The 21,588-nt window shown below is 71.6% G+C and carries 20 protein-coding genes, 1 tRNA gene and 2 pseudogenes; 10 read left to right on the top strand and 13 right to left on the bottom strand.

The window, feature by feature from the left end:
* Window positions 1-440: 440 nt before the first annotated feature.
* A complete protein-coding gene (locus IE294_RS35335; protein ID WP_189892993.1) occupies window positions 441-971 on the top strand; it encodes a GNAT family N-acetyltransferase in 531 nt (176 codons plus the stop codon).
* A 207-nt stretch (window positions 972-1,178) separates the two neighbouring features.
* Here the strand turns inward: IE294_RS35335 and IE294_RS35330 are convergent, their stop codons facing one another.
* Window positions 1,179-1,736, bottom strand: coding sequence for a DUF3291 domain-containing protein (locus IE294_RS35330; protein ID WP_189892991.1), 558 nt, complete (start codon window positions 1,734-1,736; stop codon window positions 1,179-1,181).
* A gap of 294 nt (window positions 1,737-2,030) precedes the next feature.
* Window positions 2,031-2,318: pseudogene (locus tag IE294_RS35325) on the bottom strand (mycothiol transferase); the annotation flags it as partial.
* 37 nt (window positions 2,319-2,355) lie between these two features.
* On the opposite strand from IE294_RS35325, the gene IE294_RS35320 reads away from it, so the two are divergent.
* On the top strand, window positions 2,356-2,571 hold the full coding sequence (locus IE294_RS35320; protein ID WP_189893030.1) for a hypothetical protein: 216 nt from the start codon (window positions 2,356-2,358) through the stop codon (window positions 2,569-2,571).
* Window positions 2,572-2,659: 88 nt separating this feature from the next.
* On the opposite strand, the gene egtA is transcribed toward IE294_RS35320, so the two are convergent.
* The 6 genes from egtA to IE294_RS35285 form a co-directional block, all read right to left on the bottom strand.
* Window positions 2,660-3,940 carry an ergothioneine biosynthesis glutamate--cysteine ligase EgtA gene (gene egtA, locus IE294_RS35315; RefSeq protein WP_189892987.1) on the bottom strand — a complete coding sequence of 427 codons (1,281 nt, stop codon included), beginning with the start codon at window positions 3,938-3,940 and terminating at the stop codon, window positions 2,660-2,662.
* Between the two features lie 265 nt (window positions 3,941-4,205).
* The gene (locus IE294_RS35310) at window positions 4,206-5,021 is read right to left on the bottom strand and encodes a DUF427 domain-containing protein (protein ID WP_189892985.1); all 816 of its coding nucleotides are present in this window, start codon (window positions 5,019-5,021) and stop codon (window positions 4,206-4,208) included.
* A 103-nt stretch (window positions 5,022-5,124) separates the two neighbouring features.
* Window positions 5,125-5,529, bottom strand: a complete 405-nt coding sequence (locus IE294_RS49865; RefSeq protein ID WP_359834662.1) for a 2OG-Fe(II) oxygenase family protein — start codon at window positions 5,527-5,529, stop codon at window positions 5,125-5,127.
* Window positions 5,530-5,667: 138 nt separating this feature from the next.
* Window positions 5,668-5,877: a hypothetical protein gene (locus tag IE294_RS35295; RefSeq protein WP_189892980.1), complete on the bottom strand. Its 210-nt coding sequence runs from the start codon at window positions 5,875-5,877 to the stop codon at window positions 5,668-5,670.
* Window positions 5,878-6,076: 199 nt separating this feature from the next.
* A complete protein-coding gene (locus IE294_RS35290; RefSeq protein WP_189892978.1) occupies window positions 6,077-6,463 on the bottom strand; it encodes a nuclear transport factor 2 family protein in 387 nt (128 codons plus the stop codon).
* An 87-nt stretch (window positions 6,464-6,550) separates the two neighbouring features.
* The gene (locus tag IE294_RS35285; RefSeq protein WP_189892976.1) at window positions 6,551-7,573 is read right to left on the bottom strand and encodes a helix-turn-helix domain-containing protein; all 1,023 of its coding nucleotides are present in this window, start codon (window positions 7,571-7,573) and stop codon (window positions 6,551-6,553) included.
* A 707-nt stretch (window positions 7,574-8,280) separates the two neighbouring features.
* Here IE294_RS35285 and IE294_RS35280 point away from each other — a divergent pair.
* The gene (locus IE294_RS35280; RefSeq protein ID WP_189893026.1) at window positions 8,281-10,620 is read left to right on the top strand and encodes a M4 family metallopeptidase; all 2,340 of its coding nucleotides are present in this window, start codon (window positions 8,281-8,283) and stop codon (window positions 10,618-10,620) included.
* Between the two features lie 194 nt (window positions 10,621-10,814).
* Here the strand turns inward: IE294_RS35280 and IE294_RS35275 are convergent, their stop codons facing one another.
* Window positions 10,815-12,002, bottom strand: coding sequence for an MFS transporter (locus tag IE294_RS35275; RefSeq protein WP_189892974.1), 1,188 nt, complete (start codon window positions 12,000-12,002; stop codon window positions 10,815-10,817).
* Window positions 12,003-12,090: 88 nt separating this feature from the next.
* Between IE294_RS35275 and IE294_RS35270 the strand changes: the two genes are divergently transcribed.
* On the top strand, window positions 12,091-12,852 hold the full coding sequence (locus IE294_RS35270) for a DeoR/GlpR family DNA-binding transcription regulator (protein ID WP_189892972.1): 762 nt from the start codon (window positions 12,091-12,093) through the stop codon (window positions 12,850-12,852).
* A gap of 408 nt (window positions 12,853-13,260) precedes the next feature.
* Here the strand turns inward: IE294_RS35270 and IE294_RS35265 are convergent.
* Together IE294_RS35265 and IE294_RS49140 are read right to left on the bottom strand one after the other, a co-directional pair.
* A tRNA-Asp gene (locus tag IE294_RS35265) sits at window positions 13,261-13,348 on the bottom strand.
* A 205-nt stretch (window positions 13,349-13,553) separates the two neighbouring features.
* Window positions 13,554-13,688, bottom strand: a complete 135-nt coding sequence (locus tag IE294_RS49140; RefSeq protein WP_268252830.1) for a hypothetical protein — start codon at window positions 13,686-13,688, stop codon at window positions 13,554-13,556.
* A gap of 481 nt (window positions 13,689-14,169) precedes the next feature.
* Here IE294_RS49140 and IE294_RS35255 point away from each other — a divergent pair, with 481 nt between their 5' ends.
* Window positions 14,170-15,180, top strand: coding sequence for an aldo/keto reductase (locus IE294_RS35255; RefSeq protein ID WP_189892971.1), 1,011 nt, complete (start codon window positions 14,170-14,172; stop codon window positions 15,178-15,180).
* A 48-nt stretch (window positions 15,181-15,228) separates the two neighbouring features.
* Complete coding sequence (locus IE294_RS35250) at window positions 15,229-15,648, top strand: SRPBCC family protein (RefSeq protein ID WP_189892969.1); 420 nt, start codon at window positions 15,229-15,231, stop codon at window positions 15,646-15,648.
* A 50-nt stretch (window positions 15,649-15,698) separates the two neighbouring features.
* On the opposite strand, the pseudogene IE294_RS35245 reads toward IE294_RS35250, so the two are convergent.
* Window positions 15,699-16,684, bottom strand: a pseudogene (locus tag IE294_RS35245) (serine/threonine-protein kinase); the annotation flags it as partial.
* Between the two features lie 769 nt (window positions 16,685-17,453).
* Here IE294_RS35245 and IE294_RS35240 point away from each other — a divergent pair.
* The 3 genes from IE294_RS35240 to IE294_RS35230 all read left to right on the top strand — a co-directional run bounded on the left by IE294_RS35240 (window position 17,454) and on the right by IE294_RS35230 (window position 19,724).
* Entirely contained in the window at window positions 17,454-18,665 is a 1,212-nt protein-coding gene (locus tag IE294_RS35240; protein ID WP_189892967.1) for an MFS transporter, read from the top strand.
* A gap of 208 nt (window positions 18,666-18,873) precedes the next feature.
* Complete coding sequence (locus IE294_RS35235) at window positions 18,874-19,245, top strand: phage holin family protein (protein ID WP_189893024.1); 372 nt, start codon at window positions 18,874-18,876, stop codon at window positions 19,243-19,245.
* Window positions 19,242-19,724, top strand: coding sequence for a DUF3618 domain-containing protein (locus IE294_RS35230; RefSeq protein ID WP_189892965.1), 483 nt, complete (start codon window positions 19,242-19,244; stop codon window positions 19,722-19,724). The genes IE294_RS35235 and IE294_RS35230 overlap by 4 nt, the downstream gene beginning before the upstream one ends.
* Window positions 19,725-20,038: 314 nt before the next feature.
* Here IE294_RS35230 and IE294_RS35225 read toward each other — a convergent pair whose 3' ends face one another.
* The gene (locus tag IE294_RS35225; protein WP_229917620.1) at window positions 20,039-20,458 is read right to left on the bottom strand and encodes an STAS domain-containing protein; all 420 of its coding nucleotides are present in this window, start codon (window positions 20,456-20,458) and stop codon (window positions 20,039-20,041) included.
* 219 nt (window positions 20,459-20,677) lie between these two features.
* Here IE294_RS35225 and IE294_RS35220 point away from each other — a divergent pair, with 219 nt between their 5' ends.
* The gene (locus IE294_RS35220) at window positions 20,678-21,433 is read left to right on the top strand and encodes a GntR family transcriptional regulator (RefSeq protein ID WP_189892963.1); all 756 of its coding nucleotides are present in this window, start codon (window positions 20,678-20,680) and stop codon (window positions 21,431-21,433) included.
* Window positions 21,434-21,588: the final 155 nt, after the last annotated feature.

Raw genomic sequence — 21,588 nt, 5'->3', positions numbered from 1 at the left:
GAACAGTTCATTGGCGATCATAGAGCCGTCCATGCGCAGGCTCCTGGCCACAGAATCGAGGCTGCTCAACCCCCTGCGGGTGGAGGCGGGGTCACCCATCAGTGCTCCCACCGGCCATATCGCGGCCCTCGGCTTCATCTCTTTGCGGCAAAGCTGTGGTGAAGGGCACAGAAGGGAAACGCGATGTTCACAAGCAGTCTGCGGTTTCACCACGGACCCGACACGAGGGAGAGGCCGCCCGCCCCCGGCGTCACCTCCTCCCCGGCTCCGTACCGACGTCTCCGGCCTGCCGGTCCGGCGTGAGGCATCGTCCGCTGAAGTGGTGTATCGACGGCCTTTCGGTTCGAGCCCTCGTCAGCCGTGTACAGCGTGCCTGTCCTGGGGCCGACGGCCGGGATATTCGCTGGTCGCCGCTTGTCGATGGTGGTCATACTGCCGCGATGGATCCTGTGACTCTTGAGACCGACCGTCTGGTGCTGCGGGCCTTCACAGCTGCCGACGTGGACGCGGTGTACGAAGCGTGCCAGGACGAGGACATCCAGTTCTACACCCCGGTGCCCGTGCCGTACCGGCGTGCGGACGCGGAGAAGCTCGTCGGCGAGAAGCTGCCCGCTCAGTGGGCCGAGGACAGGGACTACACCCTCGGCGCGTTCCGCAAGGACACCGGCGCCCTGGTGGGCTCGTACTGCCTGACCCTCGTCAGCCGTGGCGTCTGGGAGCTCGGTTACTGGGCGGTCAGGGAGCAGCGCGGACGCGGGTACTCGGTGGAGGCCGCTCGGGCCCTGTGCGACTGGGGCTGGACCACCCTCGACGTCCACCGCATCGAGTGGTGGGCCATGGCCGGGAACACCGGCTCGCGAGCCGTCGCCGAGAGACTCGGTTTCACCTTCGAGGGGACACTGCGCAATCGCGGCATCGCCAACGATGGCAAGCCGCACGACTGGTGGGTGGGCGGACTGCTGAGGCCCTGATGCCCAGGCCGGTGCTACGCCGGCTGCGTCGGCTCTTCTGCGGGACGTTCGAGGGCGTCTTGGGGGTGCCGGCGAAGCCGTGGTGCTCGCGAGGCAGGGGGCGAAGCACCGGGCACCGGCGGATCCGCCGCCGTAGCGCAGACGCGTCTGTTCGCCGTCGTTCGATCGAGGCGTTCGACAGCGAACCCAACCGTTCAGGCTTCCTCGTCAGCGAACCTGGTCGCTGTGCGGCCCGATGTCTTCGGTCCTGGTCGGAGTCCCGTCCGGGGCGAACGAGTGGTGGAAGGTGAAGGCGTGCGGCGCGGGGCCGTCGTCGTGGAGGTGTTCCAGCCTGGAAACCCCGTCCTGCCAGGTGGGTACCACGCCGTCGGAGACCCACCAGATCACGTGGTTCGGGTGCCCTGCCCTCTCGAACCAGTCGTAACGCCTGTTCAGCGCCGCACGGTGCGGACCGGTGTAGACGGCGTCGAAGGCGGGGCGCAGGTCGGTCCAGAGCGAGAGGGTCGCGGCCAGGGCGGTGGTTTCCACCGTACGGCCCTTGCCGTACCAAGTCGGTACGGCGAACTCTCCCCATGCGCCCCAGTCCGCCTCGAAGAGCTCGCCCCGGTCGCCGTCCACCGCTTCAGCACGCGCGAGGTATCCGGGGTGCTGACTGATCTTCCGGTAGACGGCCTCACCCGTGTCGTAGAACTCGCGCGTGAGAGGTGCGGGATCGGCGAGAGGTGACTTCAGGACGCCGAATGTGTACAGAGCAAGATGGGGCATGCGTCTCTCCCTGGTTGGGGGTGCCTGGTGTGGACCCGGTTCGGTGGCTGAGTCTGAAGGAACTCCTGTGCGACCGTGGGTGATTGCCGAGGACCAGGTGAAGGTAGCTGCCTCTGCGGGCGATGTCGAAGTTGCGTCTTTCCTGGCCACATGGCCTACGGCCACAACACGCCGCGCAGGGACGCTTGCCTGGCCACCCGATACGACAAGATCGCCGCCATCCACTTCGCCGGACTGCGCCTCGCCGCCGTCTTCATCCGGTCAGCGAGGTGGTCCGATCCGCGCAAGCACGCGTCACGCGCCGGTAGTTCCGTCGATCTGCTCGCGGATGAGGTCGGCATGACCGTTGTGCCGTGCGTACTCCTCGATCATGTGCACCATGATCCAGCGCAGCGAGACTCCCTGGTCTCCGAGGTAACCCGCTTCCTGTTCGGACAGGCGGCCGGAGTCGTCCAGCGATGCTTCAGCGATCAGCTCACGGCTTCGAGCGACCTCCGCTTGCCAGGCAGCCATCGCCTCGTCGAGCCCTCGTTCCGGCTGGAGGGTGAAGCCGTCGGGGTTGCTCTCTCCGAAGACCGGCGGCGCAGGTGGGATGGGCCGTCCGTCCGGAGTCGTGTGCATGCGCACACCCTGGCAGCAGCAGCCGTGGCCCACGACTGTCTTCACTGTCGACGAACACGCGTTTCGCGCGGGTTCGCACGTGGGCCGGCGGAAGCGCACCAACCGGCCGGACGAAGTCCGCGTCCGCCACGGCGAACTCGGCGTCGTGGCCGGCGGGCTCGCCGAACTCGGACCTGCGGTGCCGCACTGGGCGAGGCCGCGTACGCCGGGGTGAACTTCGCCGAAGGCCGAAGGCCGTCTCGCGGAGAAGCAGCACATCGCACGGGGTCACGCGCTGCACGCCGGCGCATCCGCGCACTCGGTCAGCGGCACAGCGGGCGCCCCACGGCCGCGCTGCCGGTCAGCGCGTCGTCGGCCGGGCTGCGGCCACGGCGAACGTAGCGGTCGGCGTAGGCCGCGACGGCGTCCATGACCCTGGTGCTCGCCCCCAGCCGGGGCAGGGCGTCCAGTGCCGCGGCGAAACAGGTCACGGCGGCACGCTTCAGGTCCGGGTCGGCAAGCCCGTCGCGCGCCGCGTCCCTCCACAGGGGATTGTGCGGCGCCGGGGCCCCGGCGGCCCGCTCGGCCAGGGGCTCCACCGCCCTGTTCGCGATCGTGGCGGCGCCCGGGTCGTCGAACAGGGCCGTGACCACCGCGAGCGGCACGATCCATCCGTCGTCGCCGGGCTGCGCGTCGATCATGCGCAGTTCCAGGTGTCCCCGTGGCCTGACGGGCGGAAACAGCGTGGTGATGTGGTAGTCGAGGTCCGCGTGGGTCGGGGGGCGCATGGTGCGCGAGCGGGTCCATTCGCGGAAGCTCAGTCCGTCCGGCACCTCCCAGGGGCCGTCGCGCCGTACGCACATCACGGGTGCGTCGAGGACCCGCCGGACCCAGGCGCGGCGCGGGTCGTGGGCCAGGGAAGGGCCGCCGGACCGCCCCGGGTCGAGTTCCGTCCACATCAGCTGCCGCGTCGACAGCCAGCCTGTGGACCGGCCTTCGGCCATGGGCGAGTTCGCGAACGCCGCGACCAGGACCGCCCCCAGATGGTGCGCCAGCCGCCAGCGGCGCGCGAATCCCATGACGCCGGGTTCCTCACGTCCGGCGTCGAGGCACACCTGCACGGAGGCCGAGGTGCACATCAGGGTTCGCCCGGCCGGGCCCGTGCGGTCGAGGCATGCCTCCATGGCGTCGTAGCGGGGCTCCCGCAGGAACCGGCGAGGCGGACTCCAGGGGTCCACGCCCATGCCGACCAGTGTCAGGCCGTGCTCGTGCAGCGCGGTGCGCACGGCCTCCAGGTCGGCCGAGACGTCCGAGACGCACTCGGTCAGCGAGGGGGCGGGCCGGGAGCTCAGCTCCACCTGACCGCCGGGCTCGACGCTCAGACCGGACGCCAGCGGCAGAGTTCGCAGTACGGCGTGGACCGCTTCCAACCGTTCCCGGGCCACCGGGTCGTGCGGCGCACGCGCCTGGTGGACAAGCCATTCCACCTCGACCCCGACGCTGCGCGGCGGGCCGGTCCTGAAGCAGGTTGCCTCGATCAGCGCCTCCGCCTCCTGTTCGGTGACGGCGGGGCCATCGACGCCGCACTCCGGTGAAACGACCATCCGGGAGCCTCCTGAGCCGCCTCAGGGCCGTCGGGGATCCGACGTCCGGTACGCGTACCGCTGCGCCTGTTGCAAGAGTCCGCCGTCAGGCCCTGCCATGACAAGGGCGCGCTTCCGGACGCGAGGGGGTTCGGTAACCCGCAACGGATGACTCGGACGGCGCCAGGCCGGCCTCGGCGTCTCCTTCCTCTGGTCGTCGCGCTGCGGCCGTCGGCCCGGACCGCCGTGTCCGTCGGGACGGACGGACACGGCGGTTCCGGTGCCGTCATGCGTGCGGTCGCTCCGTGAGCGCCCCGGTGAAGTGTGTGACGGGGCGTTCCTGGCGTTCGCCGTCGACGGTGATGTCGACGGCCTCGTTGTAGAAGGCGAGGAGTCCCTTGACCGGGCCGACCGCGGGCAGCGGGTCCGGGTAGCTCCAGACGATGTTCGCGGGGATGTCCGACTCGCCGCGCCAGGACCAGTACTCCGCCGTGCCCTTGTAAGGGCAGGCGGTGTGGTGGTCGGTGGGTTCGAACAGATCGAGGCGGACGTCCTCGCGCGGGATGTAGTAACGCGTGGGCAGGCCGGTCTCGAACAACAGCACGGGGCGGTGGGTGTCCGCCACGACCGTTCCGTCGATCTCGACCACGAGGCGGCGGCTGCTCGGGAGGGCGTCCACGCGTTTGTGCGGGTCGCGGGGGTGGACGAAGATCTCTTCCTCCTCCTCGTACCAGTGGTCGAGGCCCCGGCCGGCACGCCCGAACCATGCGAAGGCGATGTGGTCGGCGAGGTCGGCGGCCGGGAAGGTCCAGGCGGCGTTCTCCAGCAGCTCGCCGTCGACGTCGAGGTCGTAGAAGATCCGCGAGCCGGTGTGCGTGCCCGTCGGGGGGTTCTTCGCGGGGCGGAGCAGGTCCTCGCGGACCTCGGCGCGCGGGAAGGCGTACAGCGGGACGGGGACACCCGGCTCCCAGACCAGGACGGGGTGCCGGCTGTCGACGACCGTCACCTCGCCTTTGCGGCCGCGTACCCAGCGCTCACTGGGTTCCCACAGGATGCCTTCCGGGGTGCTCCGCACGGCTTGTGCGGTGGGGAAGGTGGTCATGAGCGGTTCTCCTCCGGCCATCGGCTCAGGCGGTGACGTCGGCGACGTAGGGACGGTCCTCGCGCCAGGCCGCCAGTTGCCCGGGGCGGCCGAACACGCGCGGTTACTCCTCGACGTTACCGCTGGCCCGTTCCCACACCGAGACGGGTTCGAAGTCGGAGCCGTCCGGGTCGGCGCACGCCGGCAGCGGTGCCACGACCGTGTCCGGGCTCGGGTGGACGAGGGCCGCGGAGGAGCGCCGGGTCACCGAGCCGCCGGCCACCATGCGGTGCCGTCCGGGGCGCAGCCGGCCCGCCGTCCAGTTGGTCAGCAGCGTGCCGGTGAACACCTGGAGGGCGTCCGGCCGGACGGGTACGGGGGTCCAGGTGCCGGCCACTTGGGGTAGTTGTCGACGACCAGCGTCGTGTAGACGTCGTCGCCGAGCGGGAAGGTCTGCGTGGGGACGTCCGGCACGCGCGCGTACAGGCCGAGGACGTGGCGGGCGACGCGCATGAAGGCGTCGTGACAGCGCTGAGCCGCAGAGCGCAGGCCGGGTTCCTGCGGCGGCGGGCCTTCGCGTGCGCGTGCGGGCCGGCGGGGTCGGCGGCTACGAGACCTGGTGCGCCACGGGCCTGCCGGTGGTGCCCGGCGGGGCACTGCCCGGCTCCTACGTCGCCGCCGCACCGTGGCCGATCAGCCTCGCCCCGGGCAGCCGGCGCATGCTGGTGGACGGTGCTCCCGCAGCCCTGACCCCGCTGGAGTTCCGGCTGCTGACCGCCCTCCTGCGCGGCAACGGCCGGGTCATCACCCGGGAGGACCTGCGCTCGGGGCTGGGCGAGTGGGCGGGCAGCCGCAGCCGCTCCGCCGACCTGCGCATCCACCGCATCCACTGCATCCACCGCGGACTCGGCCCGCGGGCCGCGGGCCGCGGCTCTCCTGACGACGGAACGAGGCGTCGGCTTCCGCCTGCGCGCGACAGCGACGCCGGCCGAGAGCGGCTGACGCACGGGGTCCCGGCCGTCGGCCCCGCCCCCGTGGAGGCACGGGAGGTGTGGAGCAACCTCCGGGACTCGCGGTCACACGGTGCCGGGCGGGATGGGCGTGGCCTGGTGGTAGTACATCTGCCAGGTCGCGTCCGCACCTTCCTTGCGCCAGAGCGAACTGCGCCGTGCCCGGTTTCCGTTCAGCGTGGTCTCGTAGGTGAGGTGTACCAGCCCGGGGGCCAGCAGGACACCGGTGAACTCCGAGGGCTCGTAGCGTGGACCGCCTTCTGCCGCACCGTCCATCTCGGGCAGCGCGGCAAGCATCTCGTCATACGTCCACCGCCGCCCCGAAGCGCCGACCTCCACGAAGTCCGGGTCCAGCAGTCGCCGGGCAAGCGAACGTGACGCGCGCACCTCGGGGTCCATGAGGCGCAGCTCACCCGCGATCGCTTCGCGTACCTCATCTGTCTCTCGGCTCATGCGGGCATCTTCGCCCAGGTGGCCAGGCCCGTCGCAACCGAGTTGCCAGGCGGAGCACAGCTCGGCTTCAGGGCCGGCCGGCCACACCTATCCCTCGCCGGCGTTCGTGGGCTGCGTGAATGCCGAAGGCTCCTGCAACCACCCCCGCCGAGCGGCCTGGACCGCGGCCTGGAAGCGGGTGCTGGCGCCCAGTTCGGTCAGCAGATGGCGGATGCGGCGCTGGGTGGTGCGCTGGCTCCAGCCCTGGGCGCGGGCGATCGCCGCGTCCGAGCAGCCTGCGGCGAGCAGCTTGACGAGGGCGAGGTGGTCGGGATGGCCGGAGGTGGCGGCCGGGGCCGTGGGCGGTGCGGGGGCCTGAAGGGGGGATCCGCGGTCCCACTCCGCTTCGAAGAGTGCTTCCAACGCGGTCAGCATCGGTGAGCGGTGGACCAGGTACGCGGCGAGGTGCCCGCCCGGGGCGAGGCTGAAGGGGAGGACCGCCTGCGCGTCGTCGACGATCACGAGTTTGATCGGCAGTTGTGGTCGCACACGGGCCTGTTCGCCGGTGCGTATGCTCGGCAGGATGTCGTCCCGGAGGCGGCCCGGCCAGGCGACCGCGCCCTGGTCGTAGAGCACGCGGTGGGTGACGCCCGAACGCTGTCTGCGGCGCTGGTCGTCCAGATTGCTGCCGGGGCGGTCGACGTAGGGCGGCCGGTCGAAGGTGCGGATCTGGCGGCGGGCTCCGGCGGTGATCCTGCGGACGGCGGCGCTGATGTCGTCACGGCCGCGGAGCACTTCCACCGCGATGTCCGGGTCGGCGATCCGCAGGGCCTCGCGGTGTCTGTCGGTCAGTTGGCGCACCAACGCGCGAGCCGTGTCCAGCTGCCGTTCGCGTTCCTTGATCAGTTCCGTGACCGCGACATCGGGTGCGGTGGCGGTGAAGCGTGGGGGGCGGCCTGTCGATCTCGTCGCGAGACCCGATTTCACCAGGACGGACAGCAGCCGCCCCGCCGCGCTCGTGCTCGTCCCGCAGGCGCTCGCCACCTCGGAGGCGGTGCTGTGGGGCAGACCGATCAGCGCCGTATAGACACGTTGTGCTTCATCGCCGAGTCCGACGACGTCAAGTTCCATTTCTCCTCCGGTCGTCCGGCCGTCGACCGCCGATGGGCGGGATGCAGCCACATCGGCAACCCTGCGCCCTCGTGTGTGCATTCCCGTCCTCGCCGCACGAAAAGGGGCGTTGTGCCGCCGTGACGTGGGACCGGCGTCCTGGTCACATGTGTGCGCACCGGCGTCGGCCCCACGGCCCGACCGCCGTTGTGAACGGAGGCCGGTGCTGCGCTGCCGGGGGCTCGGCCCGTACGCGGCACTGGTTCCGGCCTGCCGACAAGAGCGGGAGGAGGACTTCCGCGATCCCTACGCCCCTGTGGCGCGGTGGCTCGATCAGAGCCGTATACACCATCTCGGTGTCCGGCGACGTCATCTTCTGTTTCCGCTCCGCCACTTGCTGGCCGATGGCTGCCACCTGGCGCTAACCGGCCACCTCGACACCCTAGCGCCGATTCCGCATGCGTTGGCATCTTCACTCCGGTGAGGCGGCGTTGACCGTCAGGTGGCTCGATGCACGTCCCCTGGAACGTGCAGTCGCGAGTGTGGCGCGCCGGTGCGTCCGCGTCTGACGTCCCGCCACCGAGACCGTGGTCTCCGGCCTCCTCGTGACAGCGGCCGTCCGCACCGACAGACGGCCGAACGGAAGGACTCTTGGCTTGAATCACTCCCGTAACCGGGCCGCGTCCCCACAGGGTGCGCGCGGGCCCCGACGGCGCCTGGCCGCGACCGTGGCGATCACGGCCGCGGCACTCGCGTTCTCCGCGCTGCCCGGCTCGGCCGGCGCCGCCCCCCTGTCCCACGCCCCCGACGGCGCCCGCACCACGGGAGCGCTCCCGCAGATCAAGGCGGCACCCAGGCCGGGGTCCGGGACCGTCCACCTGTCGCCCGGACAGCGCCGGCGGCTCCTCGGCCAGGCGGCCGACGCGGCGGCGGGCACCGCTCGTGCACTGCGTCTCGGCCCTCAGGAGAAACTGGTCCCGAAGGACGTGATCCAGGACGCCGACGGCACGGTCCACACCCGCTACGAGCGCACCTATTCCGGACTGCCCGTCATCGGCGGCGACCTGATCGTCCATGAGCGGCACGGAGGAGCCCGCACCGTCACCTACGCCTCCGAGAAGAAGCTGACCCTGCCGACGACCGCGGCCAAGGTGCCGGCCGCCACGGCGAAGAAGGCGGCCCTGAGCAAGGCCATGGCGAAGGGCACCCGCAAGGCGGCCACGCACACGGCCCCCCGCAAGGTCGTCTGGATGCTGGGTGACCAGCCGAGACTGGCTTGGGAGACGGTCGTCACCGGCGTGCAGCAGGATGGCTCCCCCAGCGAACGCCACGTCGTGACGGACGCCGCGAGCGAGGCCGTCCTGGAGAACGCCGAACACGTCGAGTCCGCCCAGGGCAACAGCCTCTACAGCGGGCAGGTCACGATCGGCTCCACCCGCCAGGACGACGGCACGTACGCCCTGATCGACCCCCAGCGCGGTGGCCACCGGACGCTCGACTCGAGTGTCACGTCCAACGGTGTCCTGTTCACCAACGATGTCGACGTGTGGGGCGACGGTACGGCGGCGAACCCCCGGACCGCGGCGGTGGACGCCGCGTACGGCGCACGGACGACGTGGGACTTCTACCTCGACCGCTTCGGCCGCAACGGCATAGCCGACGACGGCCGCGGCAGCACCTCCCGAGTCCACTACGAACAGCAGCCCGGGGTCCCCCTCGCCAACGCCAACTGGCAGGACGGCTGCTTCTGCATGAGCTACGGCGACGGCGCGGACGGGCACCACCCGGTGACGTCCCTGGACATAGCCGCGCACGAGATGACGCACGGCGTCACCTCCTCCACGGCCGCACTGGGCGAGTACGGCGAATCACCGGCCCTCAACGAGGCGATCAGCGACATGATGGCCGCCGCCGTGGAGTTCTACGCCGACAACCCGAACGACGTGCCCGACTACACGATGGCCGAGCTGGACGATCTGCACGGTGACGGCAAGCCCATCCGGTACATGGACCTGCCCTCCAAGGCCGGCATCAGCTCCGTCGGCTACGCGCCCCTGGACTACTGGACGCCTCAGGCGAAGTCGGACGAACCGCATATGGCGGCCGGGGTGGGAGACCACTTCTTCTACCTGCTCGCCGAGGGCAGCGGGCAGAAGACCATCAACGGCGTGGCCTACGACAGCCCCACCTATGACGGGCTGCCGGTGGCGGGCATCGGGCTGACCGACGCCGCCGACGTGGTGTACCGCGCGCTCACCGTCTACATGACCAGCACCACCGACTACGCCGGGGCCCGGACCGCGACGCTCCAGGCCGCCGCCGACCTCTACGGTTCGGGCAGCGCCGCCTACGAGGCCGTCGCCAACGCCTGGGCGGCCGTCAACGTGGGGACTGGTTACGTCCACCACATCGCCGTGGAGCCGCCGCCGACCGAGCCGGTGGCGGTCGGCCAGCCTGTCCGCCGTCAGATCACGGCATCCAGCAGCCGTCCCGGCGCGCTGAGCTACTCCGCCAAGTCGCTGCCCCGGGGCCTGTCGATCGACCACGCCACCGGTCTCATCACCGGTACGCCCGACAAGGCCGGCGACTACAGCTCGGCCATCGTCATCACGGACGCGACCGGGGACACCCGCAACCTCTCGTTCACCTGGACCGCTCTCGAATCCGGCGGACACTTCTTCGTCAACCCCACCACCTACGTGATCCCCAGGTGGGGCACCGCCGAGTCCCCGCTGGTCGTTCGGGGGAAGCCGGGCAGCGCACCGAGTGACCTCAAGGTCACGGTCGATCTCGACCACGGGTTCAGCAACGCCATGGTGATCGACCTGATCGGCCCCGACGGCACCGTCATCCACGTCAAGCCCTGGGGACCCTGGGTACTCACGCCCGAGTTGCACGAGACCTACACGGTCGACGCCTCGGCGATCACCACGGTCGGCACCTGGAAGCTGCGCGTGACCGACGGCACCCCGGGCTTCTACAACCTGGACCCGGGTCATCTCCAGCGCTGGAGTCTGGACTTCTCGGGCACCGGCCCCGCGGTCACGACGGACTCGCCCGCCCGGTAGGACGCGGGGCGGCCACCGCTTGGCAACCAGGGGCCGCTCCCCTGGAAGTCTCGCGGTGGCCGCGAGCGTCGAACGAGCCGGCCGATGCTCGCGCTCACCCACACTCTTCCGGTGGTGCGGGCGCCGGGAAGGCGACCGTGCGGCCGAGGGGAGAAGCCTGCGCGGCGCGTGGTCAGGCCGCGCCGCGCAGGCGGTCAGGACGTCAGCTCGACCACGCGCGACCGCTCCGGCGAGGGGCGCAGGACGCCGGCCGCCGCGGCAGCCGTCGCGCAGAACAGGGCGAGGAGCAGGAAGGTGTGGTTGAGGGCCATGAGATGGGTCATCCAGCCGATGATCGCGGGGCCCGCGAGCATGCCGATGTAGCCGAGGCCGGCGACCCGGGACACGTTGGTGCCCGCCGCCGCGGGGTCGGCGTGTCCCGCGGCGCTGAAGAGCTGTGGGATACAGCCGGACAGGCCCAGGCCGAACAGCGCCCAGCCGGTCAGTGCCGCCCAGACCCAGGGTGAGAGGGCCACGACCGTGATGCCGGCGGCGGCCAGGGCCGAGCCGTACCGCAGGACGGCGACCGGTCCGAACCGCGCGGACGTCCGGTCCGCCAGGAGCCTGCCGATGGTCATCGTCGCCGCGAACGTCCCGTAGGCGAAGGCGGCGGTGCTCTCCGGCGCGCCCAGAACGGTCTTGAGATGCAGGACGCTCCAGTCGTTGGCGGCCCCCTCACACAGCATGATCAGCAGAGCCAGAACGGCCAGGAGCCAGATCCGGGTGGGAACGGAGCGGCTCCCCACCCCGGGCTCCCCCTCCGTATCGGTCACGGGGGCGGCCGGCCCTGCGGGCAGGAGACCACGAGCCGATACCAGGGCGGTGACGACGCCGACGCCCGCGGCGGCGCCCAGCGTCGTGGTCGTGCCCCATCCGATGTCGATGGCCACGGCGCCGGCGAGCGCGGCCAGGACGCCGCCGACGGAGAACGTGGCGTGGAAGGCCGACATGACGGGCCGTTCGTACGCCTTCTCCACCTGCACGGCGTGCGCGTTCATGCTCACGTCGAGGGTGCCGTTCCCGAAACCGAAGACCAGCAGGGCCGCTGCGAGGGCCCACGGCTCCTGGGCGAGACCGGGCAGCACCAGGGTCACGCTGCACAGCACTCCGGCCGCCGGAACGACGGTGCGCGTGCCGAGCCGGTCGGACAGACGCCCGCCGACCTGCATGCCGGCGAAGGCCCCTGCCCCCAGCAACACGAGGAACCCGCCCAGGGCCGCGTGACTGATGCCCACGCGTTCCTCGACGGCCGGGATCTGCACCACCCACATGCCCAGCAACGTGCCGTTGAGGACGAAGTAGACAAACGTCACAACGCGAGAGACGCGCAGCGCTCTTTTCATATCTCCACCCTAACGAACGTGACAGCCGTTTGTAACCCGGCTAATCGAACGCCTCACATGTTCGAAAGGAGTGGTGTTGAATCACGGTATGAGCACCGTGGAACGTCATCGACTGATCGCCCAGGCCGTCCAGGAGGCAGGAACGGCCACAGTCGCCGAACTGGCCGACCTGACGGGTGCCTCGGAAATGACCGTCCGCCGCGATCTGGACCACTTGGCCGCGCAAGGCGTCCTCGAACGGTTCCGCGGCGGGGCTCGCACCCTCCTCCTGCGAGGGGACGAACCCCCCTTCGCGCTGCGCACCCATGAAGCCGTCGACGCCAAACGCCGGATCGCGGCAGAGGTGGCCTCGCTCATCACCGACGGGGAGACCGTCCTGCTGGACAGCGGCACGACCTGTCTGGAAGTCGCGCGCCTGCTGCGCGGACGGCATATCACCGTGATGCCCCTGTCACTGCAAGCGATCGGCGTCCTCGGTGACGCCCCCGAACCGACTGCCCTCCTCGTGCCCGGGGGCCGGCCCCGCGCCGGCGAAGGAGCCCTCATCGGGCCCCTCACCCTCGCCTCCCTGTCGGCGTTGCGGTTCGACACCGCCGTCCTGGGCTGCTGCGGCCTGGCCGCCGGCGACGGCATGACCGCCTACGACCTCGACGAAGCAGCGGTGAAGAAGGCGGTCATCACATCGGCGCGTCGCGTCATCGCCGCCGCCGACGGCAGCAAACTCGGGCGCACCGCACACGCCTACGTCGGGCCCTCCACCTTGGTCGACGTCCTCGTCACCGACACCACCGCGCCCGCCGACGAGACCACCGCACTGGAGAACAGCGGCATCACTCTCAAGATCGTCTGAATCCGCCGGCCGTCGCGTCCCGGCCCAGGACAGACACGCGCCGGGCGTGCCAACCGGGTGGTCAGGAGCGGACGTTCGCCCGGACCGCCCCTTCGATGGGTGTCGACCCCGTGTCGAGTTCGAGGATCCGCCGGCCGATCCGGGCCTCGGGAAGCAGTTCGGCGAGCGTGGCGGCCACGTCCTCGCGAGCGGTCTGAGCGTGGAACTCGGCGGGCCCGAGGGAGCCGGAGCCGGCTCGACGCGCTCACCGAGGCCGCGTACGACCCGGGGTTCTCCGGGAAGACCAGCACCCGGGTGGAGGCCCACCAGCACCCGGGTGGAGGTCCGGTCCCGGGTCAGTCAAGGCTACCGACTTCGCCCGTGCACAGGGGCGGTTGACGCGTCGCCGGGAAGCGACGGCGATGTGAGCGGAGAGGGCAGGATTCGAACCTGCGTGGGCCAAAGACCCGACCGGGTGGATACCCGGACCCCGATAGGCCGCTACGGGGACCTCTCCTTCAGGTGCTCCGGCGGTTGAGCCGCCGTCGCTCTGTCGTTGAAAATACTGCCAGACGCCTCTGACGCTGACCTGACATTCCTCTGACGTCGACGTTCACGCCCCCGCAGGTCCTCTGGCATGGCCTGCCCCCGGACGGGAGGGAGCCCCTCCCCGGGCGGGAACGCGAGAAGCCGGCGGGACGCGCCGCGTCCGCGATCCTGTGTCAGGCGCCGTCCCTCAGCGCCCAGACGTGGACGGACCGCCGGTCCTCGGAGACCGCGTACCAGGCGCCGTCGCCGGCCGCCCGGGCAGGACCCGCGACCGGCTGGGGATAGGTGATCCCTCCGCGCAGGGTCATGCAGGCCGTGTCCACCAGCCAGTGACGGGGCGGACCGTGGCCCCCCGTCGCTGCCAGAGGTCCCGGAGGTCCCGGAGGTCCCGGAGGTCCCGGCGGTCCCGGCGGTCCCGGCGGTCCCGGCGGTCCCGGCGGTCCCGGCGACGATGGTGTCCTCGTCCGCGAAGGCCGCCTCGAAGTCCCAGTACACCCGCCCGCCGCCCGGGAACCCCGCCACGGCGCCCTCCGCGTCCAGGTCGCGCAACCTCGCGCCGTCCCGGCGACCCCACTTGCATTACCCCGCGTCTGCAATTATCTTCGTAAACAACAAAGTGCGCCTGCAACTGTTGGTGTCGCGCGTCCGGCTCTGCCCTCCGCGGGTGCGGCCGTACACCGAGTGCCACGACCGCGCAGGCAGCCCGCCGAGGCATCCGCCCGCGGACGCCTCACCCCGACCGCGACAGGGATACCCCGGCGCGAACATACCGATCGAAAAGGCACCACCATGTCCCTCAAGAACATCCTTCCCGGCCGACTCGGCTTCGGCACCGCCCCGCTGGGCAACATGTTCCGCGCGATCCCCGACGAGGAGGCCCGCGCCACCGTCGAGGCCGCCTGGGAGCAGGGCATCCGCTACTACGACACCGCTCCCTTCTACGGGGCGGGCCTGGCCGAGGAGCGCCTGGGCCAGGTCATCTCCGCCGAGCCGCGCGACGCCTACGTGCTGTCGACCAAGGTGGGCCGGGTCATCCTGGACGAGCCGGAGACCGACGTCCCCGACTTCGGCGAGAAGGGCGGTCTGTTCGAGCACGGCAACCCCAACAGGATCGTCCACGAGTGGACCGCCGAGGCCACCGAGCGCTCCATCGAGGGCAGCCTCAAGCGCCTGGGTGTCGACCGGCTCGACATCGTCTGGGTCCACGACATCGCCCAGGACTTCCACGGTGACGCCTGGTTGCAGAAGTTCGAGGAGGCCCGCACCGGAGCCTTCCGTGTCCTGTCCCGTCTGCGCGACGAGGGCGTCATCAGGGCCTGGGGCCTGGGTGTCAACAAGACCGAGCCCATCGAGCTGACCCTGGCCCTGGACGAGCCCCGTCCCGACGGCTTCCTCCTCGCCGGCCGCTACACCCTCCTCGACCACGAACACGCCTTGCAGCGGCTGCTGCCCATGGCCCAGGAACAGAACGTCGACATGGTCGTCGGTGGCCCCTACAGCTCCGGCATCCTCGCCGGCGGCAGTCACTTCGAGTACCAGCAGGCCCCGCCGGAGATCATCGAGCGCGTCGGCAGGCTCAAGGCCCTCGCCGGCGAGCACGGCATCAGCATCAAGGCCGCCGCCCTTCAGTTCTCCCTCGCCCACCCCGTGGCCGCCGCCGTCATCCCCGGCGCCACCCGGCCCAGCCGCATCGCCGAGGACCTCGCCGCGCTGAACGAGGACGTCCCGGCCGCGTTCTGGCACGACCTGCGCGCGAGCGGTCTGGTCAGCCCGGCTGCCCCGCTGCCCGCCGGCGCCTGATCCCACGCCCCCACGCCTTCCCCCACACCCGGATTCAGGAGAACGACCATGGCCTCCACTTCCGTCAGCCGTATCGTGCCCGCCTCGCCCGAGAAGGTCTGGAGCCTCATCGGCGGCTTCGACGCCCTGCCCGACTGGCTCCCCTACATCCCCGAGAGCACCGCACTCGAAGGCGGCCGGGTGCGCCGGCTGAAGAACCCCGAGGGCGAGGTCATCATCGAGCGCCTCGTCGACTTCAACGAGGCCGAGCGCCACTACAGCTACGCCATCCTCCAGGCCCCGTTCCCCGTCAACGGCTACGTGTCCACCCTTCGGGTCCATGCCGTCCCCGGCGAGGAGAACGCCGCCGAGGTCCAGTGGTCCGGCCGCTTCAACCCGAACGGCGCCACCGAGAACGAGGTCGTCGACCTGTTCACCGGTATCTACCGCGACGGCCTCGACGCCCTCCACAAGACCCTCACCGCCTGACAGCGCGACCGTCACGGCGCCGGGCACCGGAGTCGACCAGAAGGCCGACCGGGGGGTGTCGTGTCGTCAGGCCGGGTCGAACAGTCCACCGCCGCGGTCACGGCCGCGGTGATGCCCCCCGTGGCGGAGGTGGTCGCTACGGCAGTGGTCGTGGCGGCGGTGGCATCGGTGGAGGTCCCGGTCTCCGGGGAGACCGCCGCGTCACCGGCCGCCAGGCGCAGTCGTCGTCCGGCCTCGTCGGCCGTCATCCGCTCCTCGGGGTCCTTGAGCAACAGTCCCTCGATGACCGGCGCGAGCGGCCCGGCCCGGTGCGCCGGCGGCAGGTCGTCGTCCACGATGGCGCGCAGTGTCGCCAGGGCCGTCGTCCTGCGGCACGGCGAACGGCCCTGCACGGCCGTGCAGAGGAGCGCGCCCAGCGACCAGAGGTCGGACGCGGTGCCCGGCCCAACGCCCGCTCGGGCGCCAGGTACTCGGGGGATCCGACGACCTCGCCGGTCATCGTCAGCGCCGTGTCGCCCTCCACGGTGGCTATCCCGAAATCGGTCAGTACGACGCGGCCCTCGTCGGCGAGCAGGACGTTGGCGGGCTTCACGTCGCTGTGCAGCACCCCGGCGGCGTGCGCCGCGCGCAGCGCCGCGAGCACCTCGGTCCCGATGCGCGCGACTTCCTTCGGCGGCAGGGCGCCCTCCGCGCCGATCACGTCGGCGAGGGACCGGCCGCGGACGAGCTCCATGACGATCCACGGACGGTCGTCGAAGGTGACGACGTCGAACACGGTGACGACGGCACGGGCGTTGACCCTCGCCGCGGCCCACGCCTCCCGCTCCAGTCGGACGTGCATGCGCTTGCTGCGCTCCGCGGGCAGGTCCAGGGAGACACGGACCTCCTTGACCGCCACCTCGCGGTGCAGGACATCGTCATGGGCGCGCCACACGGTGCCCATGCCGCCCTCGCCGAGCACGGACAGCAGCCGGTACCGGCCGGCGACCAGCCGCTCGTCGCCGGCGTCCGGAGAGGCCGCGTCCTGGTTGTGCATGAGGGTCGTCTCCCCTTAGCCGCCAAACGCCGGGGACAGTATGATGAATACGTCGACGATCACTGAACGTGCAGGCCGGCAGCCGGGCGTGAGACCCGCGCGGCGCACGAAGCGGGCGGCTCCCGGGCGAACCCTCCGACAGGACCGCGAGCGGGTGCAGGCCCGGCATCTCGGCCGTCTTCCGCAGAGTGCGGGGTCGCCGCCGATACCGCCTCCCACCGTGCCCTTGGCCGCCGCCATACCGCCCGCAGCCGCGGGTCACCCGCCTCGGCGCGCTCCGCACGGCACGTACAGGAAGTACCCGCCGCCGGGCAGCCGGGGCGTCCTCCGCACGGTCCCGCCACCCGTGCCGCACCGCCCGGACCCCGGAGACGAGCAGCAGGGGGCAGCGGCCGAGGCCGGTCATGCGGGGCATATGCCTCGCGCCGCCCCGACTCCGAGCGCGACCTGGGCTTACCCCGCGTAACATCCGGTGCGGTGATCACGCTGTTGGTAAGTGACAGGACCGTTCGCCCGTTGTGGACTGTCCGGCGTCGGGCGCCTGCCTCCGCTCGTCCGAGTGCGGACCACGCCCTCGCGCCCCGCGTCCGGCATTCGGCCTACCTCGCTCTCGCAGGAACGGAGTGCACTCAGACCTACCCGCCCTGTGGGCACTTGCGCCTCTTCTCGCCCGGGTCGCTCTTATGACCGCCGCCACGGTTCACAGAAACAACACGTCCCTTTGATACCCACGAAAGTCCGGTCCGCCGGACCCCGGCATGCCCGCACCGTGACCTACGGCCGGGTCCGCGGTGTCTACCTGCCGCGCCTCGCGGACGCCCTCGCCTCGTCCATGGCCACCTACGGCATCCCCTTGCTGGTACTGGCCACGACCAAGTCGTCGTCGCTGACCGGGATCGCCTTCATCATGGCGTGGGCCCCGCGGCTGTGCACGTTCGCTCTGGCCGGCCTGGCCGTCGACCGTTTCGGACCCATACGGGTCTTCCGGCTGGCCGCCACGGCGCGGGCGCTCGTCGCCGCCCTCGCCGTGCCCGCCTTGGCGACGGCGGACGACGCGACCGCCCCGGGGCTGGTGATGCTCCTGGCGGCGTGCGCGGGGTGCCTGACCCAGTTCAGCTTCATCGCGGCCGAGAGTGTCGGCGCCGTCGCCAGCCGGGACGCCGGCGATGCCGCGCACCGCGTCCAGTCCGTCCTGCTGGGCATCGACCAGGCAGCGGCCCTGGCCGGCCCCGCGGCAGGCGGACTCCTCTTGCAGTGGGCCGGCTTCAGCGGCATGCTCACGGCGATCGGTGGTTTGTCGGTGGTGTCGGCCGCCATCACCCCGCGCATGCACCGGCCGCCCGCGCAGCCGGGGGAAGCGACCGGGCCGGCCGCCGGAGGATGGCGCACCGGCTGGGCCACCCTGCGGGCGCTGCCGGCGCTCGCCTGGCTCGTGGTGGGACTGGCGTTGTCCAACCTGGCGCTCGGTCTGCTGGAGGCGGCGACCCCGGTGATCGTGGTGCAGCAACTCGGCCGGTCCAGCGCCATGGTGGGGCTGGTGTGGTCCTGCGCGGCCGGGGCCTCGCTGCTCGCGGTCGCCACCAGCCGCGTCGCGATCGACCGGTGGGGGCTGCGGGGGGTGGGCCGCTGCGCCGCTCTCGTGACCGTCGTGCCGTGCTTCCTGATCGCGCACACGCGTTCCTACCTGGGGTACCTGGTCCTCATCGCCGTCTTCATGGCGGGCGACAGTGTGCTGGCCGTCGTCCTGCGCACCCTGCGGTCCCACCTCATCCCCGTCGAGGTGTTCGGCAGCACGTTGTCCGTCACCGTGCTGATCCTCCTCGCGCCCTACCCCGTCGCCGGCATCCTCATGGCCCTCATCTCCCCCACCGCCCTGCACACGACGATCACCCTCTGCGCCGCCCTGCAATGCGTCGGCCTGGCCTTCGCCGTCACCCGTGGCACCCGCTCCCGGCCGCGCCGCGCCAGGCATCGGAAATGAGGACGACCGCGAGGTCACGGAGTCGCACGCGGGCCACGCCGCGGGATCCGAATCGCCTGTTCCGGGTACTCGCGCTCACCGGGTGGCCGGGCCGCGGGGTGCGGTCCGGCCGACGCGGAATCAGGAACGGGAGGTGACTGTCGTGTCGAGCACGCAGCCGCACCACGCCGGGTCCGGCCGGAGCACGGACCGCTCCGGTCAGGAGCCGGTGGGCGAGCTGGTCCAGCGGGCCTCGCAGCAGCTGACCGAGCTGGTGCGAGGGGAACTGCGCCTGGCACAGGCGGAGATGAAACAGAAGGGCAGGCGTTACGGCAAGGGCGGTGGCCTGTTCGGCGGGGCCGGCGTCGTCGGCTTCCTGATGGCGCAGGCGCTGGTCACCACCGTGATCGCCGCGCTGGCCGTGCCGCTGCCGGTGTGGGCGGCGGCGCTGATCGTCACCGCGGTACTGGGTGTGATCGCCGCGGTGCTGGCCATGAGCGGGAAGAAGCAGGTCGACCGGGCCGCGCCGCCCGCACCCGAGCAGACGATCGAGAACGTCAAGGCCGACGTGGCCGAGATCAAGGAGAGTGCGCACCGATGACCCAGCCCCCGCACGACGAGCCCACCGCCACCAGCCCTGAGGAACTGCGCGAGCAGGTCGAACGGACTCGGACCGAACTCGGGGACACGGTCGAGGCGCTCGCGGCGAAGACCGACGTCAAGGCCCGCGCCCAGGAGAAGGCCGCCGAGGTCAAGGAGCAGGCCGCCGTGAAGGCCGGCGAGCTGAAGGAGCAGGCCGCCGTCAAGGCCGGGCAGTTGAAGGCGAAGGCCGCCGGCCTGGCCCACCAGGCGCAGGACCGGCTGCCCGAACCGGTCAGGGACACGGCCGCGCAAGCCGCCGGACAGGCCCGCGCGAAGGCGGCCCAGGCCGGGCAGCTGTGGGACGAGAAGGCACCCGAGCCCGTGCGGCGGAAGACGGCCCGGGGAGCGCGGTTGGCGCGGGACAACCGGAAGGTACTGCTGACCGCGGCAGGCGTGGCCGTCGTGGCGTGGCTGGCCTGCCGCCGCCCGAAGGGGTGAACGGGGCCAGGGCGCGCCAAGTCGTCCACGGACCGGTCGATCTGACGCCGGGTCGCGCTGTGACGCCTGGTTCCGCTCCGGCGTCTGGCGCCACCGGCCGTACGACCGCGGCAGCACCGTTCGAGCAGGCGCGGAAGAGACTCGGTGACGAGGAGGACACCTCCGACGCCACCGGCGAAACCCGCTCCTGACGCGCGGTGCTGCTCGCGGCCATGCGCCGAGGCGCGACCGTGCGCGCCTGGTCCTCGCGCGCCCGCGGAGTCGCCTGGATGCGGGTCCGTAGTACGGGGACGTCGGCGCCCGCCCGCTTGCCGTCAGGCGACGAGCGCGCGGCGGGTGCTGGGGTAGCAGCCCATGACTTCGTCCAGGCCGACGATCTGGATGACGCGCAGGACCGGTTCGATGGGGCCGGCCAGGCGCAGCCAGCCGCCGGCGCGCTGGGCGGCGTGGTGGGCGGTGATGAAGGCGTTGATGCCGCTGGAGTCGATGAAGGTGACCGCGCTGAGGTTGATCACGGTGCGGGCTGTGGCCGCGCCGCGGGGGAAGAGGAGGGTGTTGCTGAGGTCGTCGACGGTGTGGTGGTCGATGGCGCCGTGCAGCGTGACGACGCTGATGTCCTCGGTGGCCGCGGTCTGTTCGGAGGGCAGGGGACGGGGTCGGGCCCCGTGGTGGGGTGGCATGGCCGCCTTCGGTGAGCTGTCGGGGGTGGCGGGGCTGGTGCCCTGTTCGGGCACGATTGGCGGGCTCTTGTCGAGGATAGGCGGCATCTGTCCGTGGCGTCTGCCGATGTACCGGTTCCGGGCGGCCTGACGGGTGTCGGGCGGTCGAACCGCGCCGGAGCCGAGCCCGGCCACCGACCGCTCACCGCCCCCGCTCCCCCGCCACCCCACGCACCGCCGCCGTGGGTCCGCCCCGTGCCCGCCCCCCGCACCCCCGTCTGCGACGATCCTCCCGTGGACTACCCCAACGAGCAGGCCCCCGGCGCCCCCGTCCGCTCCGGTATCCCCGAGCACGGGCGCATTCCCAAGTACTACGCGGTGAAGGCACGGATCGCCGCGCTGCTGGAGGAGCTGGGGGAGGGTGGCGTCATCCCCACCGAGCGGGATCTCGCCGAGCGGTACGACGTGGCCCGCGAGACCGTGCGGCAGGCCGTGCGGGAGCTGGTGCTGGAGGGACGGCTGCGGCGCCGGGGCCGGGGCACGGTGGTGGCCGGGCCCAAGCTGACCCAGCCCCTGTCCCTCGCCAGCTACACCGAGGGCGTCCGCCGGCAGGGGCGCACTCCCGGCCGCGCCCTCGTCACCCTCGACCGGTTCCCGTGCCCGGACCCGCTCGCCGCCGAGACGGGGCTCACGCGCGGCGAACCCGTCTGGCACCTGGAGCGGGTGCTGCTCGCCGACGACGAGCGGGTCGGCCTGGAGAGCACGTACGTCGCCGTCGCGCGCGTGCCCCGGCTGGACGCCGACTTCGACCCGGACTCCTCCTTCTACGGCTACCTCGCCGCCCAGGGCATCTCGTTCGGCGACGCCGACGAGCGGCTCGAGACCGTCCTGGCCACCCCCCGCGAGGCCCTGCTCATCGGCACCCCGCCCGCCCTGCCCATGCTGCTGATCCACCGGATCTCCCGGGACACCGGGGGCCGCCCGCTGGAGCGGGTGCGGTCGCTGTACCGGGGCGACCGGTTCTCCTTCACCGCCCACCTCCAGGGCTGAGGGAAACCGGCCGCCGCACACACCGCCCGATCATGCCGCCGCACACACCGCCCGATCATCACGAAAGGATAACGGGTCTAGCCCAAACGTGATGACTCGTTCACGCTCTCGTTGTCAGCCGGATGTTTCCGGTTCCCGGATCGCGAGGAGCGTTG

Source organism: Streptomyces canarius, assembly GCF_014650735.1.
In the GTDB taxonomy this organism is placed as follows: domain Bacteria; phylum Actinomycetota; class Actinomycetes; order Streptomycetales; family Streptomycetaceae; genus Streptomyces; species Streptomyces olivaceoviridis.
The sequence above is the reverse complement of the archived record's forward strand: the minus strand, read 5'-3'. Positions and strand labels throughout refer to the sequence as shown.